Origin of the sequence: Rhodopila sp., from assembly GCF_035548095.1 — a bacterium.
Classification (GTDB): domain Bacteria; phylum Pseudomonadota; class Alphaproteobacteria; order Acetobacterales; family Acetobacteraceae; genus Rhodopila.
The window spans coordinates 94582-118135 of the sequence record NZ_DASZUV010000014.1; the positions used below are offsets into that span (position 1 = coordinate 94582).

Here is a 23554-nt window from a genome sequence, read left to right on the forward strand (position 1 = left end):
CCCGAGGCCGGCAGCCGGACAGCGCGGATTGCGCTTCTGAAGCAAAAAGGAGCGGAGCCTGACAGGGTCGGTCCGGCCCTGTCAGGTCAGGGCCGGCTTCCCCGCCGCCGCGTCATCCCGATCAGGGTTGAGGCTGGCGCTTTTCGAGCGCTCGCTTTCAGCGTCGAGCGTCAGGCGCCATCACGGGGTCGGCTGACCCTGTGATGGTGTCGATCAGCGGCCGCCCTCGAAGAATGCCGCGACCTTTGCGAAGAACCCTTCATGGTCGGGGCTGCCCTTGCCGCCCTTGCCGGCTTCCGCCTCGAACTCCTCCAGCAGCTCCCGCTGCCGGGGCGTCAGGTTCTGCGGGGTCTCCACCGCGACCTGAATGAACATGTCGCCGCGCGCCGGGCTGCGCAGGACGGAAAATCCCTTACCGCGCAAGCGGAACTGATCGCCGGTCTGCGTGCCGGCGGGGATCTTCACCTTGGCGCGGGAGCCATCGATAACCGGCACCTCGATCTCGGTGCCCAGCGCCGCCTGCGTCATGCGCAGCGGCACGCGCATCAGGATGCTGGCCTGTTCGCGCTGGAAGAATTCATGCGGACGTATCGACACATGGACGTACAGGTCGCCGTTCTGCGCGCCGGGACCACCGGCCTCGCCCTCGCCCGCCAGACGGATACGCGTGCCGTCCTCCACGCCCGCCGGAATGGCGACCTGGGTCGTGCGCTCCCGTTGCACCGTGCCCGCGCCCTGGCAGGACCGGCAGGGATTGCGAATGACGCGGCCCTGGCCGCCGCAGGTGGGGCAGGTGCGCTCGATCAGGAAGAAACCTTGCTGAGCCCGCACCTTGCCGGTGCCCTGACAGGTCCGGCAGGTATCGGCGGCGCGGCTCTTGTCGGCGGAGCCGGTGCCCTCACAGGCTTCGCATTTCACCCGGGTGGCGACGCGCAGCGAAACCTTGGTGCCGGAAAACGCCTCGGCCAGGTCGATCTCGACGCCCTGGCGCAAGTCGGCACCGCTGCGTGCGCGGGCGGCGCCTCCGCGGCGGCCCATGCCGAACATCTGCTCGAAAATATCGCCGATATCGCCGGCGGCGAAATCGAAGCCGCCCATGCCGCCGGGGCCGCCGCCATTCTCGAATGCAGCATGGCCGAAACGATCATACGCGGCACGCTTCTGCTCATCCTTCAGGATGTCATAGGCTTCGTTGACGTCCTTGAAACGGGCTTCCGCCTGTGTATCGCCGGGGTTGCGGTCCGGGTGGTATTGCATCGCCAGTTTGCGATACGCCCTTTTGAGGTCATCCGAACTGGCGTCCCGGCCGACGCCGAGAATGGTGTAATAATCCTGTTTGGTGGCCATCTCAGACCTTTATTGCACAGCCGCAGCAGGCACAACCGCGGTGTCGTCAAAACGAACCGCGCCCGTCTTCACTGGAAGAACGGGCGCGGAGATCAACTCGGACAGGCCGTATTCCAAGAACTGCCGGGGGCGGCGGGCGGGCAGAGCCGCCACGCCGCGCACCGCGGCCTCCGGCCGGGAATGCACCCGCTGGGTACGGTCCCGTCGGGTACGGTCCCGTCGGGTACGGTCCCGCTGGGGCGCGTGATCCGTTCTGTCACCGACCGCGCACCCCGTCATGGATCAGCCCGTCCCGGTCAGGCCGACTTCTTCTTGTTCTCGTCGACTTCCTCAAACTCGGCGTCGACGACCTTGTCGTCCTGGGTGCCGCCTGGCTGGGCACCAGCCCCGGCCCCGGCCGCGCCAGCCTGACCGGCGGCGGCCTCAGCCTTGTACATCGCCTCGCCAATCTTCATCGCCGCCTGGCTCAGACGCTCGCCCGCCTGTTTGATGGCGTCGCCGTCGCTGCCTTCCAGCGCCGATTTCGCAGCAGCCACCGCGGCCTCGGCTTCACCCTTGTCCTGCGCGGCCAGTTTGTCGCCGTGTTCGGACAGGTTCTTCTCGACCTGGTGGACCAGGCTTTCGGTGTGGTTGCGAGCCTCGACCGTTTCGCGCCGCTTCTTGTCGGCCTCGGCGTTCGCCTCGGCTTCCTTGACCATCCGCTGGATATCGGCCTCGGACAGCCCGCCGCTGGCCTGGATGCGGATCTGCTGCTCCTTGCCGGTGGCCTTGTCCTTGGCGGACACCGAGACGATGCCGTTGGCGTCGATGTCGAACGTCACCTCGATCTGAGGCACGCCGCGCGGGGCGGGCGGGATGCCGGTCAGGTCGAAATTGCCCAGCAGCTTGTTGTCGGCTGCCATCTCGCGCTCGCCCTGGTAGACCTTAATGGTCACCGCGCTCTGGTTGTCGTCGGCGGTGGAGAAGGTCTGGCTCTTTTTCGTCGGGATCGTGGTGTTGCGGTCGATCAACCGGGTGAACACCCCACCCAGCGTCTCGATGCCCAGCGACAGCGGGGTCACGTCCAGCAGCAGCACGTCCTTGACGTCGCCCTTCAGCACGCCACCCTGCACCGCCGCGCCGATCGCCACGACCTCGTCGGGGTTCACGTTGCGGGCCGGGTCCTTGCCGAAGAAGGACTTCACCGTCTCGATCACCTTCGGCATGCGGGTCATGCCGCCGACCAGGATCACTTCATCGATCTGGCTGGCGTTCACGCCGGCATCCTTCAGCGCCGCGCGGCACGGCTCCAGCGTCCGGCTGATCAGGTCGTCCACCAGCGCTTCCAGCTTGGCGCGGGTCAGCTTCATCACCAGGTGCTTCGGCCCCGAAGCATCCGCGGTGATGAACGGCAGGTTGATCTCGGTCTCCTTGCTGGAAGACAGCTCGATCTTCGCCTTCTCGGCGGCTTCCTTCAGCCGCTGCAGCGCCAGCTTGTCCTTGCGCAGGTCGATCCCCTGCTCCTTCTTGAACTCGTCGGCCAGGTAGTCGATGACGCGCAGGTCGAAGTCCTCGCCGCCCAGGAAGGTGTCGCCGTTGGTGGACTTCACCTCGAATACGCCGTCGCCGATCTCCAGCACCGAGATGTCGAAGGTGCCGCCGCCCAGGTCGTACACCGCGATCGTGCCGCTGTTCTTCTTGTCGAGGCCATAGGCGAGCGCCGCGGCCGTCGGCTCATTGATGATGCGCAGCACGTCCAGGCCAGCGATGCGGCCGGCGTCCTTGGTGGCCTGGCGCTGGCTGTCATTGAAGTAGGCCGGCACGGTGATGACCGCCTGAGTGACAGGCTCACCCAGATAGGCTTCCGCCGTCTCCTTCATCTTGGTCAGGACGAAGGCGCTGATCTGGCTCGGGGAGTATTTCTCCCCCTTCACCTCCACATACGCGTCGCCATTGTCGCCGCGGACGATCTGGTAGGGGACCATGGCCTTGTCCTTGGTCACGGTCGGATCGTCATAGCGGCGGCCGATCAGGCGCTTGATGGCGTACAGGGTGTTGGACGGGTTGGTCACCGCCTGCCGCTTGGCGGACTGGCCGACCAGGCGTTCACCGCTGTCGGTGAAGGCGACCATGCTGGGCGTGGTACGCGCCCCCTCCGCGTTCTCGATAACCCGGATATCCTTGCCTTCCAGGATCGCGACGCAGGAATTCGTGGTACCGAGGTCGATACCGATCACTTTGCTCATGAAGTTCTCCTTTCAGCGGATCGCGCCGGCCCGAGGCACCGGGGGGATCCCTATTTGAATGACGGTTGATGTATGGCCCGGACCCGGCCGCGGCAAGAGTAATGGGCGGGAATTTCGTCCTGATTTGACATAAATTGCCGCCCCCGGGCCGAGGCCGGTGACAGGGGCGGCCGGCCTCAACCGCGGGGCGCAGTCAGTTCCGGGGCGGGCGCCTTGGCGACGACGACCATGGCCGGCTTCAGCAGCCGCCCGTTCAGCGTCCAGGCCGAGGACCAGGCCTGGATCACGGTGCCCGGCTTGTGGGCCTCCGTCTCCTGCTCCGCCATCGCCTGGTGCAGGTTGGGATCGAAGGGCTGGCCTACCGGGTCCTCTCCCTTGATGCCGTTGCGTTCCAGGGTGCCGAGGAAGCTGCGCTCGACGCCTTCCAGGCCCTCGCGGACCTTGATGACGATCTCCGGCAGGTGGTCACCCTGCGGCAGGCTGGCGATGCCGCGCCGCAGATTCTCGGCGGCCTCCACCACGTCGGCGGCGAATTTCTGCACCGCATATTGGCGGGTGTCGTCGACGTCCTTGCGCGCGCGCGCTCGGATATTGGCGTTCTCGGCCTCGGAGCGCATCCAGCGGTCCTTCATCTCCGACAACTCCGCCTCCAGCGCGGTGATACGTTCCGACGCCGTTTGCATCATCTGCTCTGGTGTCGGGTTCGCGGCCTGCGGGTCGGCCGCCGGTTGATCTGTCATGGGCTCCTGGTTCGATTGCTGTGAGTGGTTCATTGCGCGTCTGAGTTAGGGCGGCACGCCCCTCGGAACAAGCCGGCTCGTCATTTCTTCGGCCGGTCGGGTCCCGCTCGAACGGCTCGCAGGGGCATTTCGCGCCGAGGGGATGCCTGGAGGAGCTGGCCAAGGGGGATCGGAGAAGGATGCGGGGGCGCAGCCCCTGCGCTATGGTCCGGACCCTACAGTGATGGGAGCGGGCGGCATGGCCGGACAGATCGAGGCGAAATTGGCGGAGCTGGGAATCACGCTGCCGCGGCCGATGGCGCCGATCGCCAATTACGTACCTTATGTGAAGACCGGCAACCTGGTCGTCGTGTCCGGCCAGGTGCCGGCGATCGACGGCAAGATCGCCATCACCGGCAAGGTGAGCTGGGGCGTATCGGTCGACAAGGGCAAGGAGGCCGCCCGCCTGTGCTTCATCAATGTCCTGGTGCACCTGAAGTCCGCTTGCGACGGTGATCTGGATCGGGTGAAGCGTGTGGTGCGCCTCGGCGGTTTCATCGCCGGACCGCCCGAATTCACCCAGCAGGCGCTGGTGATGAACGGGGCATCCGACCTGGCGGTGGCGGTATTCGGGGAGGCCGGGCGCCACGCGCGCACGACGATCGGGGTGCCGTCGCTGCCCGCGGATGCCGCCGTTGAGGTGGAAGGCATGTTCGAAATCGCATAGGCTGCCTTGTATGCCCGATGGTTCGGTTGCGCTGACCCTGAGCCTGCATGCGAGTATCGCGGAGATCGATCCCGCCGACTGGGATGCCTGTGCCGGGACGGGCAATCCGTTCGTCAGCCATGCCTTCCTGAGCGCGCTGGAGGATAGCGGATCGGCCGGCCGCCGCACCGGTTGGCTGCCGCAGCACATGGTGTTGCGCAATGCCGATGGGCACGTCGTGGCCACGGCGCCGGTGTATGCGAAGTCGCACAGCTACGGCGAATACGTGTTCGACCATGGCTGGGCGCACGCGCTGGAGCGCGCCGGCGGTGACTATTATCCGAAGCTGCAGGTCGCGGTGCCGTTCAGTCCGGTGCCGGGACCGAGGCTGCTGCGCCGGCCGGACACCGGCATCCCTGTCGCCGCGCTGGCCACCGCCATGGAGCAGGCCTGTGAGTCGCTGGGCACGTCATCGGTGCACGTGACCTTTTGCGTCCAGGAGGAATGGGAGGCTCTGGGCGCGGCCGGATGGTTGCAGCGGATCGGCATGCAGTTTCATTGGGAAAATGAAGGCTACGCGACTTTCGAGGATTTCCTCGGCGCGTTGTCCTCCCGCAAGCGCAAGGTACTCCGGCGGGAGCGACGGGATGCCAATGCCGCCGGGCTGAATTTTCACGCGCTGTCCGGGGCGGACATCACCGAGGCGCATTGGGATGCGTTCTATCGCTTCTACCGCGCGACCGTGGACCGGAAATGGGGATCGGCGTACCTGACGCGGGACTTCTTTTCGCTGCTGGGCGCGCGCCTGGGCGACAAGGTCGTCCTGATGTATGCGGAGCAGGGCGGCAAGCCGGTGGCTGGGGCGCTGAACCTGGCGGGGGACGAGGCGCTGTACGGCCGCAACTGGGGGTGCCGCGGCGACTGGCCATTCCTGCATTTCGAGCTGTGCTACTACAGGGCGATCGATTGGGCGATCGAACACGGGCTGAAACGAGTCGAGGCCGGCGCCCAGGGCCGCCACAAGATCCAGCGCGGCTATTTGCCGAAGCACACGTTTTCGGCCCACTGGATCGCTCATAAGGGCCTGCGTCGCGCGGTGGCGAATTTCCTCGTGGAGGAACGGGACGCGATCGAGCGGGAGATGGCTGTCCTGGCCGAGGAGTCGCCGTTCCGGAAGGGAGGCGAATGAGGGAAGACCGTGCAGGGCGAATGAGCGGCCTGTCGTTCCAACCCCCCTCGCTGCAACGCGCATTCTCGCGGTAACGCGGCCGGCCCTATGTCTCGAACCGCGCCAGCCGCACCGCCGTATGACCCCGGCTCGGCCGCAGGCTGGGCATCACCAGCAGACAGTTGTCGTATGGCGTTCGGATCTCGATGTCACCGTCCATCGCGATCAGCGTGTTGCGTGCCGCGATCACGTCGCCGCCATGATAGGCCTGCACGAACGTGAATTGTGATGTGACCGCCGTCACCGCCGCTGTCACCTGTGCAAACCGGGGGGCAGAACAGGCGCCGACGGTCGCGGGCGACGGCGGCAGCGGGGCATCCGCACCAGCCGTCATGCCGAAATGCCGTAGCAGCCCGGCAACGCTCGCCCGCATCGTATCGACCGTCCGCGTCTCCCAGTGCTGGCCGGCCTCCACCAGGCAGGCGGCGGCAGAGCCGCGGGGATCGATGAACCGCGCATAATCGATCAGGCGCCGGCCATTCACATGTCCCTTGTCGGCAATCACCAGCGTCGGCGTTTCCAGCGCCATCGCCAGTGCCTTTCCCCGAGCCGAGGTGCCGCACAGGATCAGGGGCTCCGAGGCCCATAGCATGGAGTGCAGGTCGACCAGGATGTCCGCCGTTTCGATGAACGGGCGAATCTCCCGCGCGCGATCCAACTCGATCGAACGGCGCGGGCCTTTCAGGATCGCATCGTCCCACACACGATTCAGATCCTCATCGATGAAGCGTGACGCTGTGGGATGTTTCGGATCGAAGCGGGCAAAGGCGGTCAGGTTGACGAAGCCGAGGGACAGCCGGCCGCGTAGCGGCTTGAACTGTGCTCGCAACAATTCATCCACCACGATCGCGCCGGCGAATTCGTTACCATGCGTCAGGCATAATACCGCGACATGCGGTCCGGGCCGGTCGGAGTCGAGCGTGGTGAAGCCGGCAATCCCGGTGTTGCCGACGATCCAGGGCGTGATGTCCGGCCGGGGCAGATCGACCTGGAACTCGGGCAACGGCGCTTGGGTCTGGATCAGGGTCATGCCACATCACGCGCCCAGACGATCCGCCAGTTTGCGGATGAAGGCATCGCACGCCGCCAGTTCCGATACCGCGATCCACTCATCGGGCTGATGAGCCTGCGCAATGTGGCCCGGCCCGCAAATGATCGTCGGGATGCCGGCCTTCTCGTAAAAGCCTCCCTCGGTCCCATAGCTGACGGCGCCGGTGCTGTTCGATCCCGTCAATTGCTTGACCAGCCCGGCCAGTTCATGGTCCGGCGGCAGTGCCATGCCCGGCATCTCCAACTCAATATCGTATGCGAACCCGCAGGCCGGATCGACGGCCCGCATCGGCGGTTCGATCGATTCGGCAATCCAGGCCTGCATCCTTTCCATGTGAAGGTGGGGCGAGTCCCCGGGGATGTGGCGCCATTCCATGGTAAATTCGGCGTGTTCCGGAATGACGTTCAGGATCGTGCCGCCGCGCATCGTGCCGACATGAACCGTCGTGTAACCCGGGTCGAAATTCGGCATGAACGGGCCTTCGGCCGCCAGCCGGCGCGCATCCCGGGCGACCCAGGCGATCGCTTCGGCCGCCGCCTGCACGGCATTCACGCCGGCGGCCGGGTCGCTGGAATGACCGGGCTTGCCGCGCACCTTGACGTTCAGGTTGAGCTTTCCCTTGTGCGCCAGGATCGGCTGCATGCCGGATGGCTCACCAACAATGCACAGGGACGGTGTCAGCCCCGACTCCGACAGATCCTCGATCAGGCGCCGCGCGCCGCCGCAGCCAACTTCCTCATCGTAGCTGATGAACAGGTGAACGGGCCGCGCCAGGCCGCGCGCCTTCAGCATCGGTACGGCGGCGAGACAGGCGGCGACAAAGCCTTTCATGTCGCAGGCGCCACGCCCCACCAGGGTCGCGTCGTGCCGCCGCAGCGTGAAGGGGTCGCCGCTCCATGCCTGTCCATCGACCGGCACGGTGTCGACATGGCCGCTCAGCGCGATGCCGCCCGCGGTCCGCGGGCCGATGATGGCATGGATGTTCGCTTTCTGGCCTGTCGGATCGCGGCTGACGCGATAGGGAATACCGTGCTGGTCCAGATAGGCGCGGATGAAGTCGATCAGCTCCAGGTTGCTGTTCCGGCTGGTCGTGTCGAAATGCACCAGGCGTTCCAGCAGTGCGATGGTCGAGCTCGTGGCGATGTCAGCGGGGGCGTCCATCCTGCCAACATATACGCATGCCGCGGTGCGGCAAGGCGTTACAATCGGTTGACTTGGGACGGATTGCACGAAAATGCCCCGCGTGGCGGGACGCAGTGCCTTGCCGGACGCGGCGCCGGATGCCACCGTCGGCGCCGGAACGCCATGCGGAGTGGCCGTGATCCGGCCCAGCCGCGGCAAAGGGGACCGGGGAGGAAACAATGACAACGAGACGATGGCTGGCCGGTGCGCTGATCGCCGGCCTGTTGGCGATGCCGAGCATGGTGCAGCTTTCCCTGGTGCCGTCGGCCCGGGCGCAGCAGCCCCTGGTCGGGATTACCGACACGGAAATCAAGATCGGCCAGAACGCACCGTTCAGCGGGCCGGCCAGCGTCTATGGGCAGATTTCGACGGCGGAATCGCACTACTTCCAGATGGTCAACGATCAGGGCGGCGTGAACGGCCGCAAGATCAGGCTGATCGCGCTGGATGACGGCTACAGCCCGCCCAAGGCCGTGGAGGTGATCCGCAAGCTGATCGAGGAGGAGCAGGTCGCCTTCCTGTTCCAGACGATCGGTACGGCGTCCAATGCCGCGATCCGCAAATACGTCAACGCCAAGAAAGTGCCGGATATCTGGCTTGGCTCCGGCGCATCGATGTTCGTGGCACCCAAGGAATACCCCTGGAGCATCCCGTTCCAGCCAAGCTACCGGCTGGAGGGAGAGATGTATGGCAAGTACATCTTGCAGAAATATCCGAACGCGAAGATCGGCATCATCTACCAGAACGACGATCTGGGGAAGGACTACGTCGCCGGATTGAAGGATGCGCTCGGCGACAAATACGACAAGATGGTCGTGAAGACCCTGTCATATGAGCTGACGGATGCGACCGTGGATTCTCAGATCGTGGAGCTGCAGTCCGCGGGTGTGGATGTCGTCTATGATGCCTCGACGCCGAAATTCTCGGCGATGACGATCCGCAAGATCGCCGACCTGGGTTGGCATCCGGTGCACATCATCGATTCCAATGGCGCGCTGGTGCGGCCGGCGCTGTCCTCGGCCGGGTTCGACAAGTCGGTCGGGGTCATTACGGGCCAGTATTTGAAGGATCCGACCGATCCGGCATGGGCCAACGATCCTGGCATGAAGGAGTTCATGGCCTGGAAGGCGAAATATGCGCCGGAAGCGGATATCGCCAATCCGGTCTGGGCCTATGGCTACAACATGGCGCAGGCACTGGTGCTTGTGCTGCAGCGGGCTGGCAACGATCTGACGCGGCAGGGTATCCTGAAGGCGGCGACATCGCTGCCGCCGACGACGAAGCTGTCGATGGTGTTGCCAGGAATCGAGATCAGCACCGGCCCGGATGACTATCGGCCGATGAAGGGCCTGCGTCTCGTGCAGTTCGATGGCACGATGTACCGGCTGCTACCGGAATGACATGACGGCGTCGCGGCGGGAGGACGGGTCCGGTGCTTCCTGCTCCGCCGGCCGGCCGGCTTCCGAAACGGAACGATATCCGGTGCCGGCCCGTCCGCAAAGACGCTGCTCACGCCATGGCAACACCCCGGGTCGCGGGGCCCGGGCGACGCAGCGTGTGCTGTCTAGCGCTGGATCAGCGAATGGCCGGTCATTTCCTTTGGTTGCGGAATGCCCAGCAGTTCCAGCAAGGTGGGTGCCAGGTCGGCCAGCCGGCCCGCGGCAAGGGCGGGCGCGTTGCTGCCCATCAGCACCACCGGCACCGGGTTGGTGGTGTGGGCGGTGTGCGGACCACCGGTCTCCGGATCCTTCATCATCTCACAATTGCCGTGATCGGCGGTGACCAGCAGCGCGCCGTTCTGCCGGCGGATCGCCTCGGCGATACGGCCCAGGCCGGTATCCACCGTCTCCACCGCTTTGATGGCCGCCGACAGGACGCCGGTGTGGCCGACCATGTCGGGGTTGGCATAGTTCAGCACGATCAGGTCGTATTTCCCGCTATCGATTGCCGCCACCGCCTTGTCGGTCAGTGCCGGTGCCGACATCTCCGGCTGCAGGTCATAGGTGGCCACCTTGGGGGAAGGGACCATGATCCGGTCTTCCCCCGGGTACTCCTTTTCCACCCCGCCATTCAGGAAATACGTGACGTGCGGGTATTTCTCCGTCTCCGCCATGCGGAGCTGGGATTTGCCGGCATGCGCGACGACTTCACCCAGGATGTTCTTCAATGTCTCCGGCTCAAACAGCACGCCCATCAACGGGGCGAGCGTGTCGGAATAGCGGGTCATGCCGACGGCGGCACAGAAGGATACGACGCGATCGCGCGGGAAGCCGTCGAAGGCCGGGTCCAGCAGCGCCCCCAAAATCTCCCGCACCCGGTCGGCTCTGAAATTGAAGCATAGAATGGCGTCGCCGTCCTGCATTCCCTTGTAGTCGCCGATCACCGAGGCGGGGATGAACTCGTCGAACTTTCCCTGCTCGTAACCGGCCTTGATTGCGGCGTCGGGCGTCGGCTGGCGACTGCCCTTGGCGTCCACCATGGCGGCATAGGCCTGGGAAACACGGTCCCAGCGCTTGTCGCGGTCCATCACGAAGTAGCGGCCGATGACCGTGCCGATCCTTGCCTTCGCCGGCAGGGCGGCGCGAAGGCGGGCCAGATCGTCCCCGGCGGATTGCGGCGGGGTATCGCGGCCATCGGTGAAGGCATGCACAATGACCGGGATGCCGGCCTTGTCCAGTAGACTGGCCAGCGCCGCGCCGTGATCCTGGTGGGAGTGCACGCCGCCGGGGGATACCAGCCCCATCAGATGACAGGTGCCGCCGGTCTTCTTCAGCGCAGCGACGAGGTCCTTGAATGCCTGCGCGTCGGCAATGCTGCCGTCGGCCACGGCGTCGCCGATCCGCACCAGTTCCTGCTTCACCACCCGGCCGGCGCCGATGTTCAGGTGGCCGACCTCGGAATTGCCCATCTGCCCCTCCGGCAGGCCGACATCGCGGCCTGACGTATGCAGGAAGGCGTGCGGGCAGGATTGCCACATGCCGGTGAAGGTCGGCGTCTTCGCCAGACGTACGGCGTTGTCGGCGGACTCCTCGCGCCAGCCGAACCCGTCGAGGATCACCAGCATCACCGGGCGTTTCGTCATGCATCTGGCCTTTTGTTCAGCGGTTCCGGGCAGGTCGTGGCACCGATGCCCGCAGGGTAGGCCGTGAGATTAACCGGTTGCCCGGCGTGGGTCACCCCGGCATCCTGACGGATGTAGGACGGAAAGGCGGCGAACCAGTTGCCGTGCGTGCCGTCGCCCCAGGCCAGCGGCGGCCGGATGACCGGCGCCACGTCCGGCCGCCGAAAGAAAACGGCGGGCAGTGCGCGGACGTAAACAAAGCAAACAAATACGTACAGATCGGCCGGTAGCCGGTGACTGGCCAACCCGCCCAGCTTGACCACCGGCCGCCGCGGGTTTCCCATGCAACCGACCAGGACAGCCAGAGGGGAAGAACGCATGCACGACACGGTGATCCGCGGCGGCACGATCGTCGACGGGACAGGGGCGGCCGCCTATACCGGCGATGTCGCGCTGGATGGCCAGACTATCGTCCAGGTCGGCGGCAAGGCCGGCCCGGCGAAGCGGGAGATCGACGCCAACGGCCTGCTGGTGACGCCGGGCTGGGTGGATGTCCACACCCATTACGACGGCCAGGCCACCTGGGATTCCGAGCTGGCTCCATCGTCGTGGCATGGGGTGACGACGATCCTGTTCGGCAATTGCGGCGTCGGTTTCGCGCCGGCTCGGAATGAAGATCATTCCGCCCTGATCGGCCTGATGGAATCGATCGAGGAAATCCCCGGTATCGCGCTCGCCGACGGCCTGAAATGGAACTGGGAGACGTTTCCGCAATATCTTGACGCGCTGGACCAGATGAAGCGCTCGATCGACGTCGCGGCGCAGATCCCGCACCATCCGCTGCGGGTCTACGTGATGGGTGACCGTGCGATCAACCGCGAGCCGGCCAGCGCCGAGGATATCGCGGCCATGCGCGATCATGTCGTCGCCGGTCTGAAGGCCGGCGCGTTCGGCTTCACCACATCCCGCACCAACTCGCACAAGACACCGACGGGCGACATGGTACCGGGCCGCTATTCCGAGGTGGACGAACTGCTGGGCATCGGCTCCGCCTTCAAGGGGCTGGGCTACGGCGCCTTCGGCGTCAACAGCGACTTCGACGACGAGGCCGAGGAGCTGGCCTGGATGACGAAGTTCGGAAAGGAGACCGGCCGGCCCGTCTGGTTCTTGCTGACCGACCGCCCGACCGACATCACGCGATGGAAGCGGCTGATGCAGGGGGTCCACAAGGCCCGCTCCGAGGGCGCCATGGTCACCGCTCAGATTGCCGGCCGGCCTGTAGGTGTCATGCTCGGAATCGATACGGCCCTAAATCCGTTTTCCATCCGTCCCAGCTACCAGGCGTTGCTGCAACTGCCCGTCGCGGAGCGGATCAAGCGGATGCAGGACCCGGCCTTCCGCGCCCAGGTGCTGGCCGAGGCGCCGTCACCCGCGTTGCTGCACCGGCTGTCACAGTTCCGCCAGCTGATCACCACAAGCTGGCATCGGATGTTCCCGATGGGCGATCCGCCCAACTATGAACCCGAAGAGAAGGACAGCATCGCCGCGATCGCCGCCAGGTCCAACCACTCCCCGGATGAGGTCGCGTATGACTACCTCGCCCAGGGTGCCGACAAGTTCCTGTTCTTCCCGATCGTCGGCTACAGCGCCGACAACCTGGACGTCATCCACGCGATGCTGAATGACGACGCGACGATCCTGGGCCTGTCGGATGGCGGCGCGCATTGTTCGTCCATCGTCGATGCCAGCGTGCCGAGCTGGATGCTGATCCACTGGGCGCGGGACCGGTCCCGCGGACCGCGGCTGCCGCTGGAGCTGATGGTGAAGCGCCAGACCAGCGAGACGGCGGATTTCTTCGGCTTCCATGATCGCGGCCGGCTGGCGGTCGGCAAGAAGGCGGATGTGAACGTGATCGACTTCCAGAAGCTGCGTCTGCACGTGCCGGAGGTCCGCTATGACCTGCCGATGCAGGGGCGGCGTCTGGTGCAGCGTGTGGACGGCTATCACCACACATTCTGTGCCGGCACCGAGGTCTTTGCCAATGGCATTTATACCGGTGCGACGCCGGGTCGCCTGGTGCGCGCCAGGGCCGGCTAGAGAAGTTCACCCATCATGGCAGGGCGGCGCCGCGCGGGCTGCCCTGCGGCTGACTGGAATGGGTTTCGCCACGAAAGGGCAAGACATGCAGAAGCGCAGATTGGGCCAGTCGTCGCTGGAAGTGCCGCCGATCACGTTCGGCTGCAACGTGTTCGGCTGGACGGCTGATGAGAAGACATCCTTTGCCCTGCTGGATGCGTGGCTGGATGCCGGGTTCAACTTCCTCGACACGGCGGATGTCTATTCGCGCTGGGTACCCGGCAATACCGGCGGGGAATCCGAAACGATCATCGGCAGGTGGCTGAAGGCGCGCGGCAACCGCGACAAGCTCATTCTGGCGACGAAACTCGGCATCGAGATGGCGCCTGGCAAGAAGGGATTGTCCCGCCGGTATATGCAGGAAGCCGTCGAGGCGTCGCTGCGCCGGTTGCAGACGGACTATATCGACCTGTACCAATCGCACCGCGACGACCCCGACACGCCGATCGAGGAAACCCTGTCCGCCTATGCCGATCTCATCAAGGCCGGCAAGGTGCGGGAGATCGGCGCCTCAAACTTCACCGCCGACCGCCTGGCGGAGTCATTGAAGGTCAGCACCGAAAAAGGCCTGCCGCGCTACCAGAGCCTGCAGCCGCAATACAGCCTGGTGGAGCGCGGCGAGTTCGAGGGTCCCTTGGAGGATCTGTGTCTGAGGGAGAAGGTCGGGGTTATCGGCTACTACTCCCTGGCCAGCGGGTTCCTGAGTGGAAAGTATCGCTCGAAAGCGGATGCCGAGGGCAAGGCGCGCGGCTCGCGCGTCGAGAAATACCTGAACGATTATGGTTTCGGCGTGATCAAGGCGCTGGATGAGGTCGCGCATCGTTATGAGGCGAAGCCGGGCCAGATCGCCATCGCCTGGCTGATCGCGCGGCCCAGTGTCACGGCGCCGATCGTGAGCGCGACCAATCTGGAGCAATTGGCGGAGCTGGTCGGTGCCGCGACGATCGAACTGGACGCCGATTCGATCGCGAAGATCGATGCCGCCAGCAAGCCGCGCTAGCGAGCCCGTGGTTGAAGGGCACGTTCACCCTTTTCTGACCGCTATCCCCCGGGCGATCGTGCTCTGAGCGCGGTTCCCGGGCGGGTCGCTTCTGAGGGTGATTTTGGCCGATATCAGCCCTCGGCTGTCGGCCGTGCCCAGCGGATCGATGCGCGCGCCAGGGAGTCGATCGTATCGATGACCGGCACGCGCAGCGCATCCGAAGGCCCGGCCAGAATGCCCAACGGGATTTCCGTGCAACCCAGCACCACCGCCGAGGCACCACGGGCGGCGAGCAGGTTCACCGCCTCTGCCAACGGCGGATGGGCCTCGGCCAATCGATTCACCTTCACCTGCGCGATGGCTGGCAGGATCAGGCGCCGCATTTCGTCGTCGGTCGGCTGGATACAGTCCCAGCCCAGCGCCGCCAGACGGTCCTGATACAGCCGCAATTGCAGCGTCGGCACCGTCCCCATCACGCCGATGCGGCGGGAGTCGAGATGCAGCGCATCCAGATCGGCGGCGGCCGCGTCGACGATGTGCAGGATGGGCAGCGGGCTGTGCGCCACCATGTCTGGATACCAGGCATGCGCCGTGTTGCACGGGATGACGATGGCGGCACAGCCCGCCTGGCGCAGACCATCGATGCCGCGCAGGAGCCAGGGCAGCGGGTCCGGCCCGGTGCCGGCGCGCCCGGCGATGCGGTCGGGAATCCGCGGATCCGACCACAGGATGGCGGGGATATGGTCCTGGTCGCGTGATGCCGGCGTCAGCAGGGTCAGCCGCAGCATGAACTGCGCACTGGCCAGCGGTCCCATCCCGCCCAGGACACCCAGGATTCGGTCATTCGGCTCGGACATGCCGTCAGTCTACGGCGCGATCGCCCGAGGCTGAAAGTCAGAAGGCATGGAGCGCCCGGTCCGGCGGATCGGAGCAGAGCATGAGAAGGTCGTTCCGACTTTCCATGCTCCGATCCTCAGCCGCCAGGCCGGCCGGATATCAAGCTGCCCGGCGAACCCGCCGGTTGTCGTTGCCGCCGTTGCGGTTGCCGAACCGTTTGCGCTGTGCCTGGCCGGGACGCTTCGGCTTCGCGGGTGCCGAGCGGAACTGCTCTGGCGACGGCGCGTCGCCGACCACTGTCAGTGCGGTGCCCGACAGGCGCTGGATCTGCCGCAGCGCGCCCAGCTCCTCCGGGTCACAGAAGGCGATCGCCACGCCCGCGGCCCCGGCGCGCGCGGTGCGGCCGATACGGTGGACATAGCTCTCGGGCTCCGCCGGCAGGTCGAAGTTCACCACATGCGTGACGCCGGTCACATCGATGCCGCGCGCGGCGATGTCCGTCGCCACCAGTACCCGCGCCCTTCCGCCGCGGAACTCGCGCAATGCCTTCTCACGCTGCGGCTGGCTCTTGTTGCCGTGGATCGCGTTGACCTGCACGCCCTTCTGTTCCAGCGCCGCGGCCAGCTTGTTGGCACCGTGCTTGGTGCGGGTGAACACGATCACCCGGCTGAGCGCCGCATCGTCCAGCAACGACAGCAGCAGGCCGGTCTTGCCGGCCTGAGTGATGTGATGGACGAACTGGTCGATCTTCGGCGCGGTTTCCTGCTTTACGGCGATCTCGACCCGCACCGGGTCGTGCAGCAGGCCATGCGCCAGCGCGGCGACCTCCTGCGGCATGGTGGCCGAGAACAGGCAGTTCTGCCGGGGCGTCGGGAGTGCCGCGACGATCCGTCGGATGTCGCGGATGAAGCCCAGATCGAGCATACGGTCGGCCTCATCCAGCACGAAGTGCCGGACACCGTGCAGATGCAGCTCCTTCGTCTGCATCAGGTCGCAGACGCGGCCCGGTGTGCCGATCACGATATCGGCGCCACGCCGCATCGTTTCGACCTGCTTGAAGCGGGAGGCGCCACCGATGATCACCGCGGTGCGCAGGCGCAGATGCGGGGTCAGGAAGCGGATCGTCTCCTCGATCTGCAGCGCCAGCTCGCGGGTCGGCGCCAGGATCAGGGCGCGCGGCGCGAATGGTGCCAGGCGGGCTGGATGGGCCGCCAGGTGGTGCAGCAGCGGCAGGCTGAAGGCGGCGGTCTTGCCGCTGCCGGTCTGGGCGACGCCCAGCAGATCGCGGCCGGTCAGCAAAGGTGGGATCGCATCGGCCTGGATCGGCGTGGGCGTATGGAACTTGCGCGCGTCGAGCGCCCGCAGCAGCGGTTCGGCGATGCCGAGGGCCGCGAAAGTCACTTGTGTCAAGGGAACTGGATACTCCGGCGCCGGCCCGTGGCGAGCGCCCTCTGTTCGTCACCCTGCGCGATCAATGGGGACGAACGTGTGATCGAAATGAATTTTCCGAAATTTCGGGCACAAGAACGCCCGCTCATCACGCAATCACGGAAACACGAGCCGCATATGGCGGCCTGGGCGCCGGATTGCAAGCCCGATTGTGTATGCCCGGCCATGCCGAAGCGCTCGGATGGACCAATCCTCGGCCATCAGACCGGGGTGAGGAGGGTTTTCTTCCGGGCCTCCAATGCCGCGCGCACATCGCCATGGCGCGTCGCGGCGGCCTCGTTCCGCGCCGGGGCCGTCCAGATGGCGCGGCAATTCATGGACCAGGCGTGTCACACGTCGAGGTTTCGCACGTTCAACCCGCATCGGCGTAGGCCTGCGCCCATCCGCCTGCTAAACCCGAGCGATGCACATCTCGCTGATGGTACCGGCCCCGTTCGACACGATCTCCGGCGGCTATCTGTACGATCGCCGCATGGTGGAATGCCTGCGCACCCTGGGTCATGATGTCCGCGTGGTCGAGCTGCAGGGCCGCTTCCCCGATCCGGACCAGGCCGCCATCGATGCCGCCCATGCCGCCTGGGCAGAGCTGGACTCCGGCAGCGTGCCGCTGATCGATGGCCTTGCCCTGCCGGCCTTCGCGGCGCTGGCCCCGGCCATGGTGCCGCGGGAGGCGGTGGCGCTGATCCATCACCCCGTGTCGCAGGAGACCGGGCTGGAACCGGAAGTCGCCCAGCGCCTTGCGGCGCTGGAGACCTGCCTGTTCGCCGCCATGCCGTGTCTGGTCACCACCAGCGAGCAGACAGCCGACCGGCTGGCCGCCGATTTCAAGCTGCCGCGAACCCGCGTTCAGGCGATCGTGCCCGGCGTGGAGGACCTGCCGCGCAGCATCGGCTCCGCCGGAAAGGGCTGCGCGATCCTGGCAGTCGGCGCGCTGATCCCGCGCAAGGGGTATGACGTGCTGCTGCGCTCGCTCGCGCGGCTGACCGATCTCGACTGGCAGTTGACGATCGTCGGCGCCGCCGATCGCGACAAGGTGCATGCGAATGGCCTGGCGGCACTGGTGGAGAAACTGGGCATCGCACGCCGCGTCAGGTTCGCCGGTGAACTCCCGCCGGAGCGAATGGACGCTTTATGGATGTCCGCCGATCTGTTCGCGCTGACTTCCTGGTACGAAGGCTACGGCATGGCCCTGGCCGAGGCGTTGCGGCGCGGCCTGCCGGTTGCGGTAACCGCCACCGGCGCGGCGCCGACGCTGGTGCCGCCCGAGGCTGGTGTCGTCTGCGCGCCGGGTGATGTCGAGCAGTTGGCCAAGGCGCTGCGCCGCCTGATCTTCGACGGCACCTTGCGCCGGGACTTCGCCGCAACGGCCTGGGAGGCGGGACGCGCACTGCCATCCTGGATGGATCAGGCGCAGCGTCTCGCCGCCGTCCTGCACCATGAAGCGCGCTTGGATGAGGCGCGCACCGAAGGGGGAAATGACCATGCTGCTGGGTGCCATCGCCGATGATTTCACCGGGGCCACCGATCTGTGCTCCATGCTGGTGCGCGGCGGCATGCGTACCGTCCAGGTCATCGGGGTGCCCGGTTCCGGACAGCCGGTGCCGGACGCCGATGCCGTGGTGGTGGCACTGAAGTCGCGCACCGCCCCGGTGAAGCAGGCGGTCGATGAGAGCCTCGCCGTGCTGGACTGGCTGCGCGCGGGCGGTGCCAGACAGGTCTTCTTCAAGTACTGCTCGACCTTCGACAGCACCGATCAAGGCAATATCGGCCCGGTCGCCGATGCGCTGGTCGCCGCGCTGGGCTGCGGCTTTGCGCTGGCCTGTCCGGCCTTCCCGACCAATCAGCGTACCATCTACCAGGGCCACCTGTTCGTCGGCGGCGCATTGCTGAACGAAAGCGGCATGGAGAACCATCCGCTGACGCCGATGAAGGATGCGAACCTGGTACGCGTGCTCTCGCGCCAGACGGACGGCACGGTCGGATTGGTTCCGTTCGTCACCGTCGACCAGGGTGCCGCTGCGATCCGTGATGCGATGACGCGGCTGAAGGAGCAGGGCCGGCGCTACGCCATCGTCGATGCCATCACCGATGCGCATTTGTCCGCGATCGGGGAGGCGGCGGCGGCGCACGCGCTGATCACTGGCGGATCCGGCATCGCGATCGGGCTGGGGTCGAACTTCCGCAAGGCCGGTCTGCTGCCGGAACGGACCGATAGCGCCGATCTGCCGCGCATCGACGGGGCACGTGCGGTGGTGGCCGGTTCCTGCTCCCGCGCCACCCTGGCTCAGCTTGGTTTCGCGCGTGATCACGTGCCGGTGCTGGATCTGGACCCGCTGGCAACGCCGGATGCCGCGACGATGGCCGAGGCTGCGCTGGCTTGGGTGGATGGCAAGCTGGGCGACACGCCTGTGGTGATCGCCGCCTCGGCGCCACCGGACAAGGTCTCGGCGCTGCAGGCCCGGCTAGGTCGCGACGCGGCGGGCGCACTGGTGGAGGAAACACTGGCGCGTGTCGCCGAGGGGCTGGTGGCGCGTGGTGTGCGTCAGCTTGTCGTGGCTGGCGGGGAGACATCAGGCGCGGTGGTTGGACGACTGGGCGTGCGTTCGCTTCGGATCGGCGCCGAGATCGATCCCGGCGTGCCATGGACCTGTGCCTCGGGCGCCGGCGACGATTTGTTGCTGGCGTTGAAATCAGGCAATTTTGGCGCCACGGATTTCTTCCTGAAAGCGTTTCGCACTTTGGGCTGATATGGCCGCGCGACAGCGGCGCGATGAGCGGTTTCAGCCTGACTGGAACCGCTGCGGCCGCGCCGATCCGCTCGCGGGACCTGAGGTGCGGAGACAAAAAAGGCGCCTTGCGGCGCCTTTTTCGAACCGGGCGTGGGGTTACGATTCGGCTGGCGCTGGCGTGGTCGCGGGGGGCGGCGCGGCCTTGCGGCGCGACGCAGCCTTCTTTGGGGCGGCCTTCCTTGTCGCCGCCTTCTTCGGTGCCGCCTTTTTCGGTGCCGCCTTCTTCACGGCAGCCTTCTTCACCGCCGCCTTTTTCGGCGCCGCCTTCTTCACGGCGGCTTTCTTCACCACCGCCTTTTTCGGTGCCGCCTTCTTCACGGCAGCCTTCTTCGGTGCCGCCTTTTTCGGTGCCGCCTTCTTCACGGCGGCCTTCTTCACCGCCGCCTTCTTCGGTGCCGCCTTCTTCACGGCCGCTTTCTTCGGCGCGGCCTTCTTCACCGCCGCGCGCATCGCCATCGGCTGGGCGCGTGTCGGCTCGTCCAGTGTGTCGTCAGTGCTCACCTGCAAATCTCCTTGTTACCGAGCGGGTCTTGGTCGTGCGTTGTGAAGCGGCGCGCCGGATCGGGCGAACCTCTGAGACAGGCCGGATTGCGAGCAGAGGGGAAGCTGACCGCTGCTCATCAACACGCCGCGGTATTTGTTGCATTGCCAAACCGACGAGCGGGTTGTCGCCATCGATCGGTCGGGCGTGACCGGCATGCACGACAACACGCCCTGCGCACTCATTTTCAGTGCTTGATCGACTCTTCTCAGGCCTAGCAGTGTCGCGGCCCATCGACCGTCCTTCTGTTGAACGACCCGCGCGCCGACCCATCCGTTGATCGCCAACCCTGGATGGAACGAATCGATTCGCGGACACAGAATCGCTATTCTGCGTCTCCCGCGCCGATGTCAACGAAAAGCAACCAGGGATGGATGGAAAGCCGGTAAAAAAATTGCGTCAGCGGCGTTGACGCCCCAATGCTCGCATCCCTGATGCCGGTGCCCGCAGCGCTGACGCCATGGGTAAAAAACGAAACCGCCGCGGCATCCCCTGCCGCGGCGGTCGGTTCGAATCAGACTCGACCGGGTTCAGCCGCGCTGATCCAGCGGCACGAACTTCAAGTCCTCGGGGCCGACATAATTCGCTGTCGGGCGGATCAGCTTGTTGTCGATGCGCTGTTCGATCACGTGCGCGGCCCAGCCGGATGTGCGCGCGATAACGAACAGCGGCGTGAACATCGCGGTCGGCACGCCCATCATGTGATAGGAGATGGCGCTGAACCAATCGAGGTTCGCGAACATCCGCTTCGCATCCCACATCGTCGCCTCGATGCGGTCGGCAATGTCGAACAGCTTCATGTTGCCGGCGGTCCTCGACAGACGCCGGGCGACTTCCTTGATCACCTTGTTGCGAGGATCGGCGATCGTATAGACGGCGTGGCCAAAGCCGATGATCACCTGCTTCTGCTCGATCCGCTTGCGGATATCCGCCTCGGCTTCATCGGGCGTGGTGTAGCGGCTCTGGATCTCGAACGACACCTCGTTCGCGCCGCCGTGCTTCGGGCCGCGCAGCGCGCCGATCCCGGCGGTGATCGCGGAGTACATGTCGGCCCCGGTGCCGGCAACGACGCGGCAGGTGAAGGTCGACGCGTTGAACTCATGCTCTGCATACAAGATCAACGACGTGTGCATCGCCCGCACATGGTCCGCCGTCGGCGCCTTGCCGTGCAGCAGATGCAGGAAGTGGCCGCCAATGGAATCGTCGTCGGTCTCCACATCGATGCGCTTGCCGTTATGCGCATAGTGGAACCAGTACAGCAGCGCGGAGCCGAGGCAGGCCATCAACCGGTCGGCGATGTCGCGCGCGCCCGGCTGGTTCTGGTCTTCCTTTTCCGGCAGCGCGCAGCCCAGGGCGGAGACGGCCGTGCGCATCACGTCCATCGGATGCGCCGCCGGCGGCAATGCTTCCAGCACGGTCTTTACAGAGGCCGGCAGACCGCGCAGCGATTTCAGTTTCGCTTTGTACCCCGCAAGCTCCGCGCGCGTGGGCAGCTTGCCGTGCACGATCAGATAGGCGATCTCCTCAAATTCGCTGCTGTCGGCAAATTCCAGGATGTCGTAGCCGCGATAGTGCAGGTCGTTGCCGGCCCGCCCCACGGTGCACAGCGCCGTATTGCCGGCGGTGACGCCGGACAGGCCCACACCCTTCTTCGCCCGGTTGGGCGCTGCTGTCGTCGTCTCACTCATGCTTTCCTCCTGACTCCGTCAAAGAATGCCCGGCTTCCCGACCACCAGCGTGCCGCTGGGCACGGCGACATTCAACTGGTGCAATTCCCCCGCCGGTAGCCGCGCCAGATCCTGGACCACATCCAGGAACCGGTTCGACTCGCGCCGGGCGATGATGCCGTCGGTCAACGTCTCGAACTTGCGGATATAATCGGCGCGCGCGAAGGGCGTCGCGCCGTTCGGATGCGCGTTGGCCACCGCCAGCTCGTCCACCAGCCTGCTGCCGTCGCGCAGGATAATCTCCACCCGGCCGCCGAACGACAGCTCGGCTGGATCGGTGGCATGGTAGCGGCGCGTCCACTCGGGATCCTCGGTCGTTTCGATCTTGTGCCACAGGCGTACCGTGTCGGGCCGGGCGGCGCGTTTCGGTGCGTAGGAGTGGATGTGGTGCCAGGTGCCGTCCTGCATGGCGACGGCGAAGATGTACATGATCGAGTGGTCGAGCGTTTCGCGGCTGGCGTTCGGATCCATCTTCTGCGGATCATTGGCACCGGTGCCGATCACATGGTGCGTGTGATGGCTGGTATGGATCACGATTTTTTCGATCGCCTCGAAATCCTCGATCCTCTCACGCATGCGGAAGGCAAGGTCGATCAATGCCTGCGACTGGTATTCGCCGCTGTGCTCCTTCGTATAGGAGTCCATGATGGCACGCTTCGCTTCGCCGGTGGTCGGCAATGCCACCGTGTAATGCGCGGCCGGCCCGTCAAGCATCGCCGCGATCACGCTATCCTCGCCCTCATAGATCGGGCTTGGCGCCCCTTCGCCGCGCATCGCCCGATCCACCGCCTCGATCGCCAGCTTGCCGGCATGCGCCGGGGCATAGGCTTTCCAGGAGCTGATTTCACCTTTGCGTGACTGTCGCGTGGTGAAGCTGACATGCACGGCCTGCTGCACGGCCTGATGGATGACGTCCTGCTTCAGGCCCAGCAGCGTGCCGATGCCAGCCGCCTGGGCCGGGCACAGATGGGCAATGTGGTCGATCTTGTGCTTGTGCAGGCAGATCGCGCGCACCAGGTCGATCTGGATTTCGTATCCGGTGGCGATGCCGCGGATCAGATCGCGGCCGGATTTTTCCCTGGTCTGCGCGACTGCCAGGATCGGCGGAATGGTGTCGCCGGGATGGGAATAATCGGCAGCCAGGAATGTGTCGTGCATGTCCAGCTCGCGCACTGCGACGCCATTGGCCCAAGCCGCCCATTCCGGTGTGACGCGGGTGCTGGACCTCACGCCGAACACGGATGCGCCGTGCCGGTGAGGACGGGCCAGCGCCATGTCACGCGCGGAGACGACCGGATGCCGGTTCAATGCGGCGACGGCCACCGCGGCATTGTCGATGATCCGGTTGATGATCATCTCCCGCACATCCCTGGCAACGGCGACCCTGTCGGCGGCGACGCCGGCCAGTTTCCACGCCAGTTGATCCTCGCGTTTCAGCTCGGTTCTGGACGGGTAGACCCGGACGTCATGGTCGATCATGCGCTGTCCTCCGTGCCGCGTGGAGCCTTGTCCGACGACAGTGATTGGCGTGCTTCGTAGTGTCGCGCCCATGGAACGGCAAGCGCGCAACGGTG

19 protein-coding genes are annotated in these 23554 nt (G+C 65.8%); 7 read left to right on the forward strand and 12 right to left on the reverse strand.

The genetic code is table 11. The features are described 5' to 3' along the window. Positions 1–213: 213 nt before the first annotated feature. From dnaJ to VHC04_RS11035, 3 genes are all read right to left on the reverse strand, one after another. Positions 214–1347 carry a molecular chaperone DnaJ gene (gene dnaJ / locus VHC04_RS11025; protein ID WP_325681041.1) on the reverse strand — a complete coding sequence of 378 codons (1134 nt, stop codon included), beginning with the start codon at positions 1345–1347 and terminating at the stop codon, positions 214–216. Positions 1348–1643: 296 nt separating this feature from the next. Further along, on the reverse strand, positions 1644–3572 hold the full coding sequence (dnaK, locus tag VHC04_RS11030; RefSeq protein ID WP_325681044.1) for a molecular chaperone DnaK: 1929 nt from the start codon (positions 3570–3572) through the stop codon (positions 1644–1646). Positions 3573–3748: 176 nt separating this feature from the next. Beyond that, positions 3749–4312 (reverse strand): nucleotide exchange factor GrpE, encoded by a 564-nt coding sequence (locus VHC04_RS11035; RefSeq protein WP_408903801.1) that lies wholly within the window; start codon positions 4310–4312, stop codon positions 3749–3751. A 238-nt stretch (positions 4313–4550) separates the two neighbouring features. Here VHC04_RS11035 and VHC04_RS11040 point away from each other — a divergent pair, with 238 nt between their 5' ends. After that, positions 4551–5018 (forward strand): RidA family protein, encoded by a 468-nt coding sequence (locus VHC04_RS11040; protein ID WP_325681046.1) that lies wholly within the window; start codon positions 4551–4553, stop codon positions 5016–5018. Between the two features lie 10 nt (positions 5019–5028). After that, a complete protein-coding gene (locus VHC04_RS11045) occupies positions 5029–6186 on the forward strand; it encodes a GNAT family N-acetyltransferase (RefSeq protein ID WP_325681048.1) in 1158 nt (385 codons plus the stop codon). Positions 6187–6271: 85 nt separating this feature from the next. Here VHC04_RS11045 and VHC04_RS11050 read toward each other — a convergent pair whose 3' ends face one another. Then, on the reverse strand, positions 6272–7255 hold the full coding sequence (locus VHC04_RS11050) for a succinylglutamate desuccinylase/aspartoacylase domain-containing protein (protein WP_325681050.1): 984 nt from the start codon (positions 7253–7255) through the stop codon (positions 6272–6274). 6 nt (positions 7256–7261) lie between these two features. Then, complete coding sequence (argE, locus tag VHC04_RS11055; protein WP_325681052.1) at positions 7262–8437, reverse strand: acetylornithine deacetylase; 1176 nt, start codon at positions 8435–8437, stop codon at positions 7262–7264. Positions 8438–8637: 200 nt separating this feature from the next. On the opposite strand from argE, the gene VHC04_RS11060 reads away from it, so the two are divergent. After that, positions 8638–9858 carry an ABC transporter substrate-binding protein gene (locus VHC04_RS11060; protein WP_325681054.1) on the forward strand — a complete coding sequence of 407 codons (1221 nt, stop codon included), beginning with the start codon at positions 8638–8640 and terminating at the stop codon, positions 9856–9858. Positions 9859–10022: 164 nt separating this feature from the next. Here VHC04_RS11060 and gpmI read toward each other — a convergent pair whose 3' ends face one another. Further along, on the reverse strand, positions 10023–11540 hold the full coding sequence (gpmI, locus tag VHC04_RS11065) for a 2,3-bisphosphoglycerate-independent phosphoglycerate mutase (protein WP_325681056.1): 1518 nt from the start codon (positions 11538–11540) through the stop codon (positions 10023–10025). Continuing rightward, complete coding sequence (locus tag VHC04_RS11070; RefSeq protein ID WP_325681058.1) at positions 11537–11842, reverse strand: hypothetical protein; 306 nt, start codon at positions 11840–11842, stop codon at positions 11537–11539. Before VHC04_RS11070 ends, gpmI begins: the two co-directional genes overlap by 4 nt. Before the next feature lie 55 nt (positions 11843–11897). Here VHC04_RS11070 and VHC04_RS11075 point away from each other — a divergent pair, with 55 nt between their 5' ends. After that, entirely contained in the window at positions 11898–13616 is a 1719-nt protein-coding gene (locus VHC04_RS11075; protein WP_325681060.1) for an N-acyl-D-amino-acid deacylase family protein, read from the forward strand. A gap of 85 nt (positions 13617–13701) precedes the next feature. Continuing rightward, a complete protein-coding gene (locus VHC04_RS11080; protein WP_325681062.1) occupies positions 13702–14655 on the forward strand; it encodes an aldo/keto reductase in 954 nt (317 codons plus the stop codon). A gap of 113 nt (positions 14656–14768) precedes the next feature. Here the strand turns inward: VHC04_RS11080 and VHC04_RS11085 are convergent, their stop codons facing one another. Both VHC04_RS11085 and VHC04_RS11090 read right to left on the reverse strand, forming a co-directional pair. After that, complete coding sequence (locus VHC04_RS11085; protein ID WP_325681064.1) at positions 14769–15494, reverse strand: aspartate/glutamate racemase family protein; 726 nt, start codon at positions 15492–15494, stop codon at positions 14769–14771. A 139-nt stretch (positions 15495–15633) separates the two neighbouring features. Beyond that, entirely contained in the window at positions 15634–16875 is a 1242-nt protein-coding gene (locus tag VHC04_RS11090; RefSeq protein WP_325681351.1) for a DEAD/DEAH box helicase, read from the reverse strand. 451 nt (positions 16876–17326) lie between these two features. On the opposite strand from VHC04_RS11090, the gene VHC04_RS11095 reads away from it, so the two are divergent. Further along, positions 17327–18430, forward strand: coding sequence for a glycosyltransferase family 4 protein (locus tag VHC04_RS11095; RefSeq protein WP_325681068.1), 1104 nt, complete (start codon positions 17327–17329; stop codon positions 18428–18430). Next, positions 18375–19670, forward strand: a complete 1296-nt coding sequence (gene otnK, locus VHC04_RS11100; protein ID WP_325681071.1) for a 3-oxo-tetronate kinase — start codon at positions 18375–18377, stop codon at positions 19668–19670. Before VHC04_RS11095 ends, otnK begins: the two co-directional genes overlap by 56 nt. A 138-nt stretch (positions 19671–19808) precedes the next feature. Here the strand turns inward: otnK and VHC04_RS11105 are convergent, their stop codons facing one another. The 3 genes from VHC04_RS11105 to VHC04_RS11115 all read right to left on the reverse strand — a co-directional run bounded on the left by VHC04_RS11105 (position 19809) and on the right by VHC04_RS11115 (position 23459). Then, positions 19809–20213 carry a histone H1-like repetitive region-containing protein gene (locus tag VHC04_RS11105; protein ID WP_325681073.1) on the reverse strand — a complete coding sequence of 135 codons (405 nt, stop codon included), beginning with the start codon at positions 20211–20213 and terminating at the stop codon, positions 19809–19811. A gap of 570 nt (positions 20214–20783) precedes the next feature. Continuing rightward, complete coding sequence (gene prpC / locus VHC04_RS11110) at positions 20784–21941, reverse strand: bifunctional 2-methylcitrate synthase/citrate synthase (protein ID WP_325681075.1); 1158 nt, start codon at positions 21939–21941, stop codon at positions 20784–20786. 18 nt (positions 21942–21959) lie between these two features. After that, positions 21960–23459, reverse strand: coding sequence for an MmgE/PrpD family protein (locus VHC04_RS11115; protein ID WP_325681077.1), 1500 nt, complete (start codon positions 23457–23459; stop codon positions 21960–21962). Positions 23460–23554 lie beyond the last annotated feature (95 nt).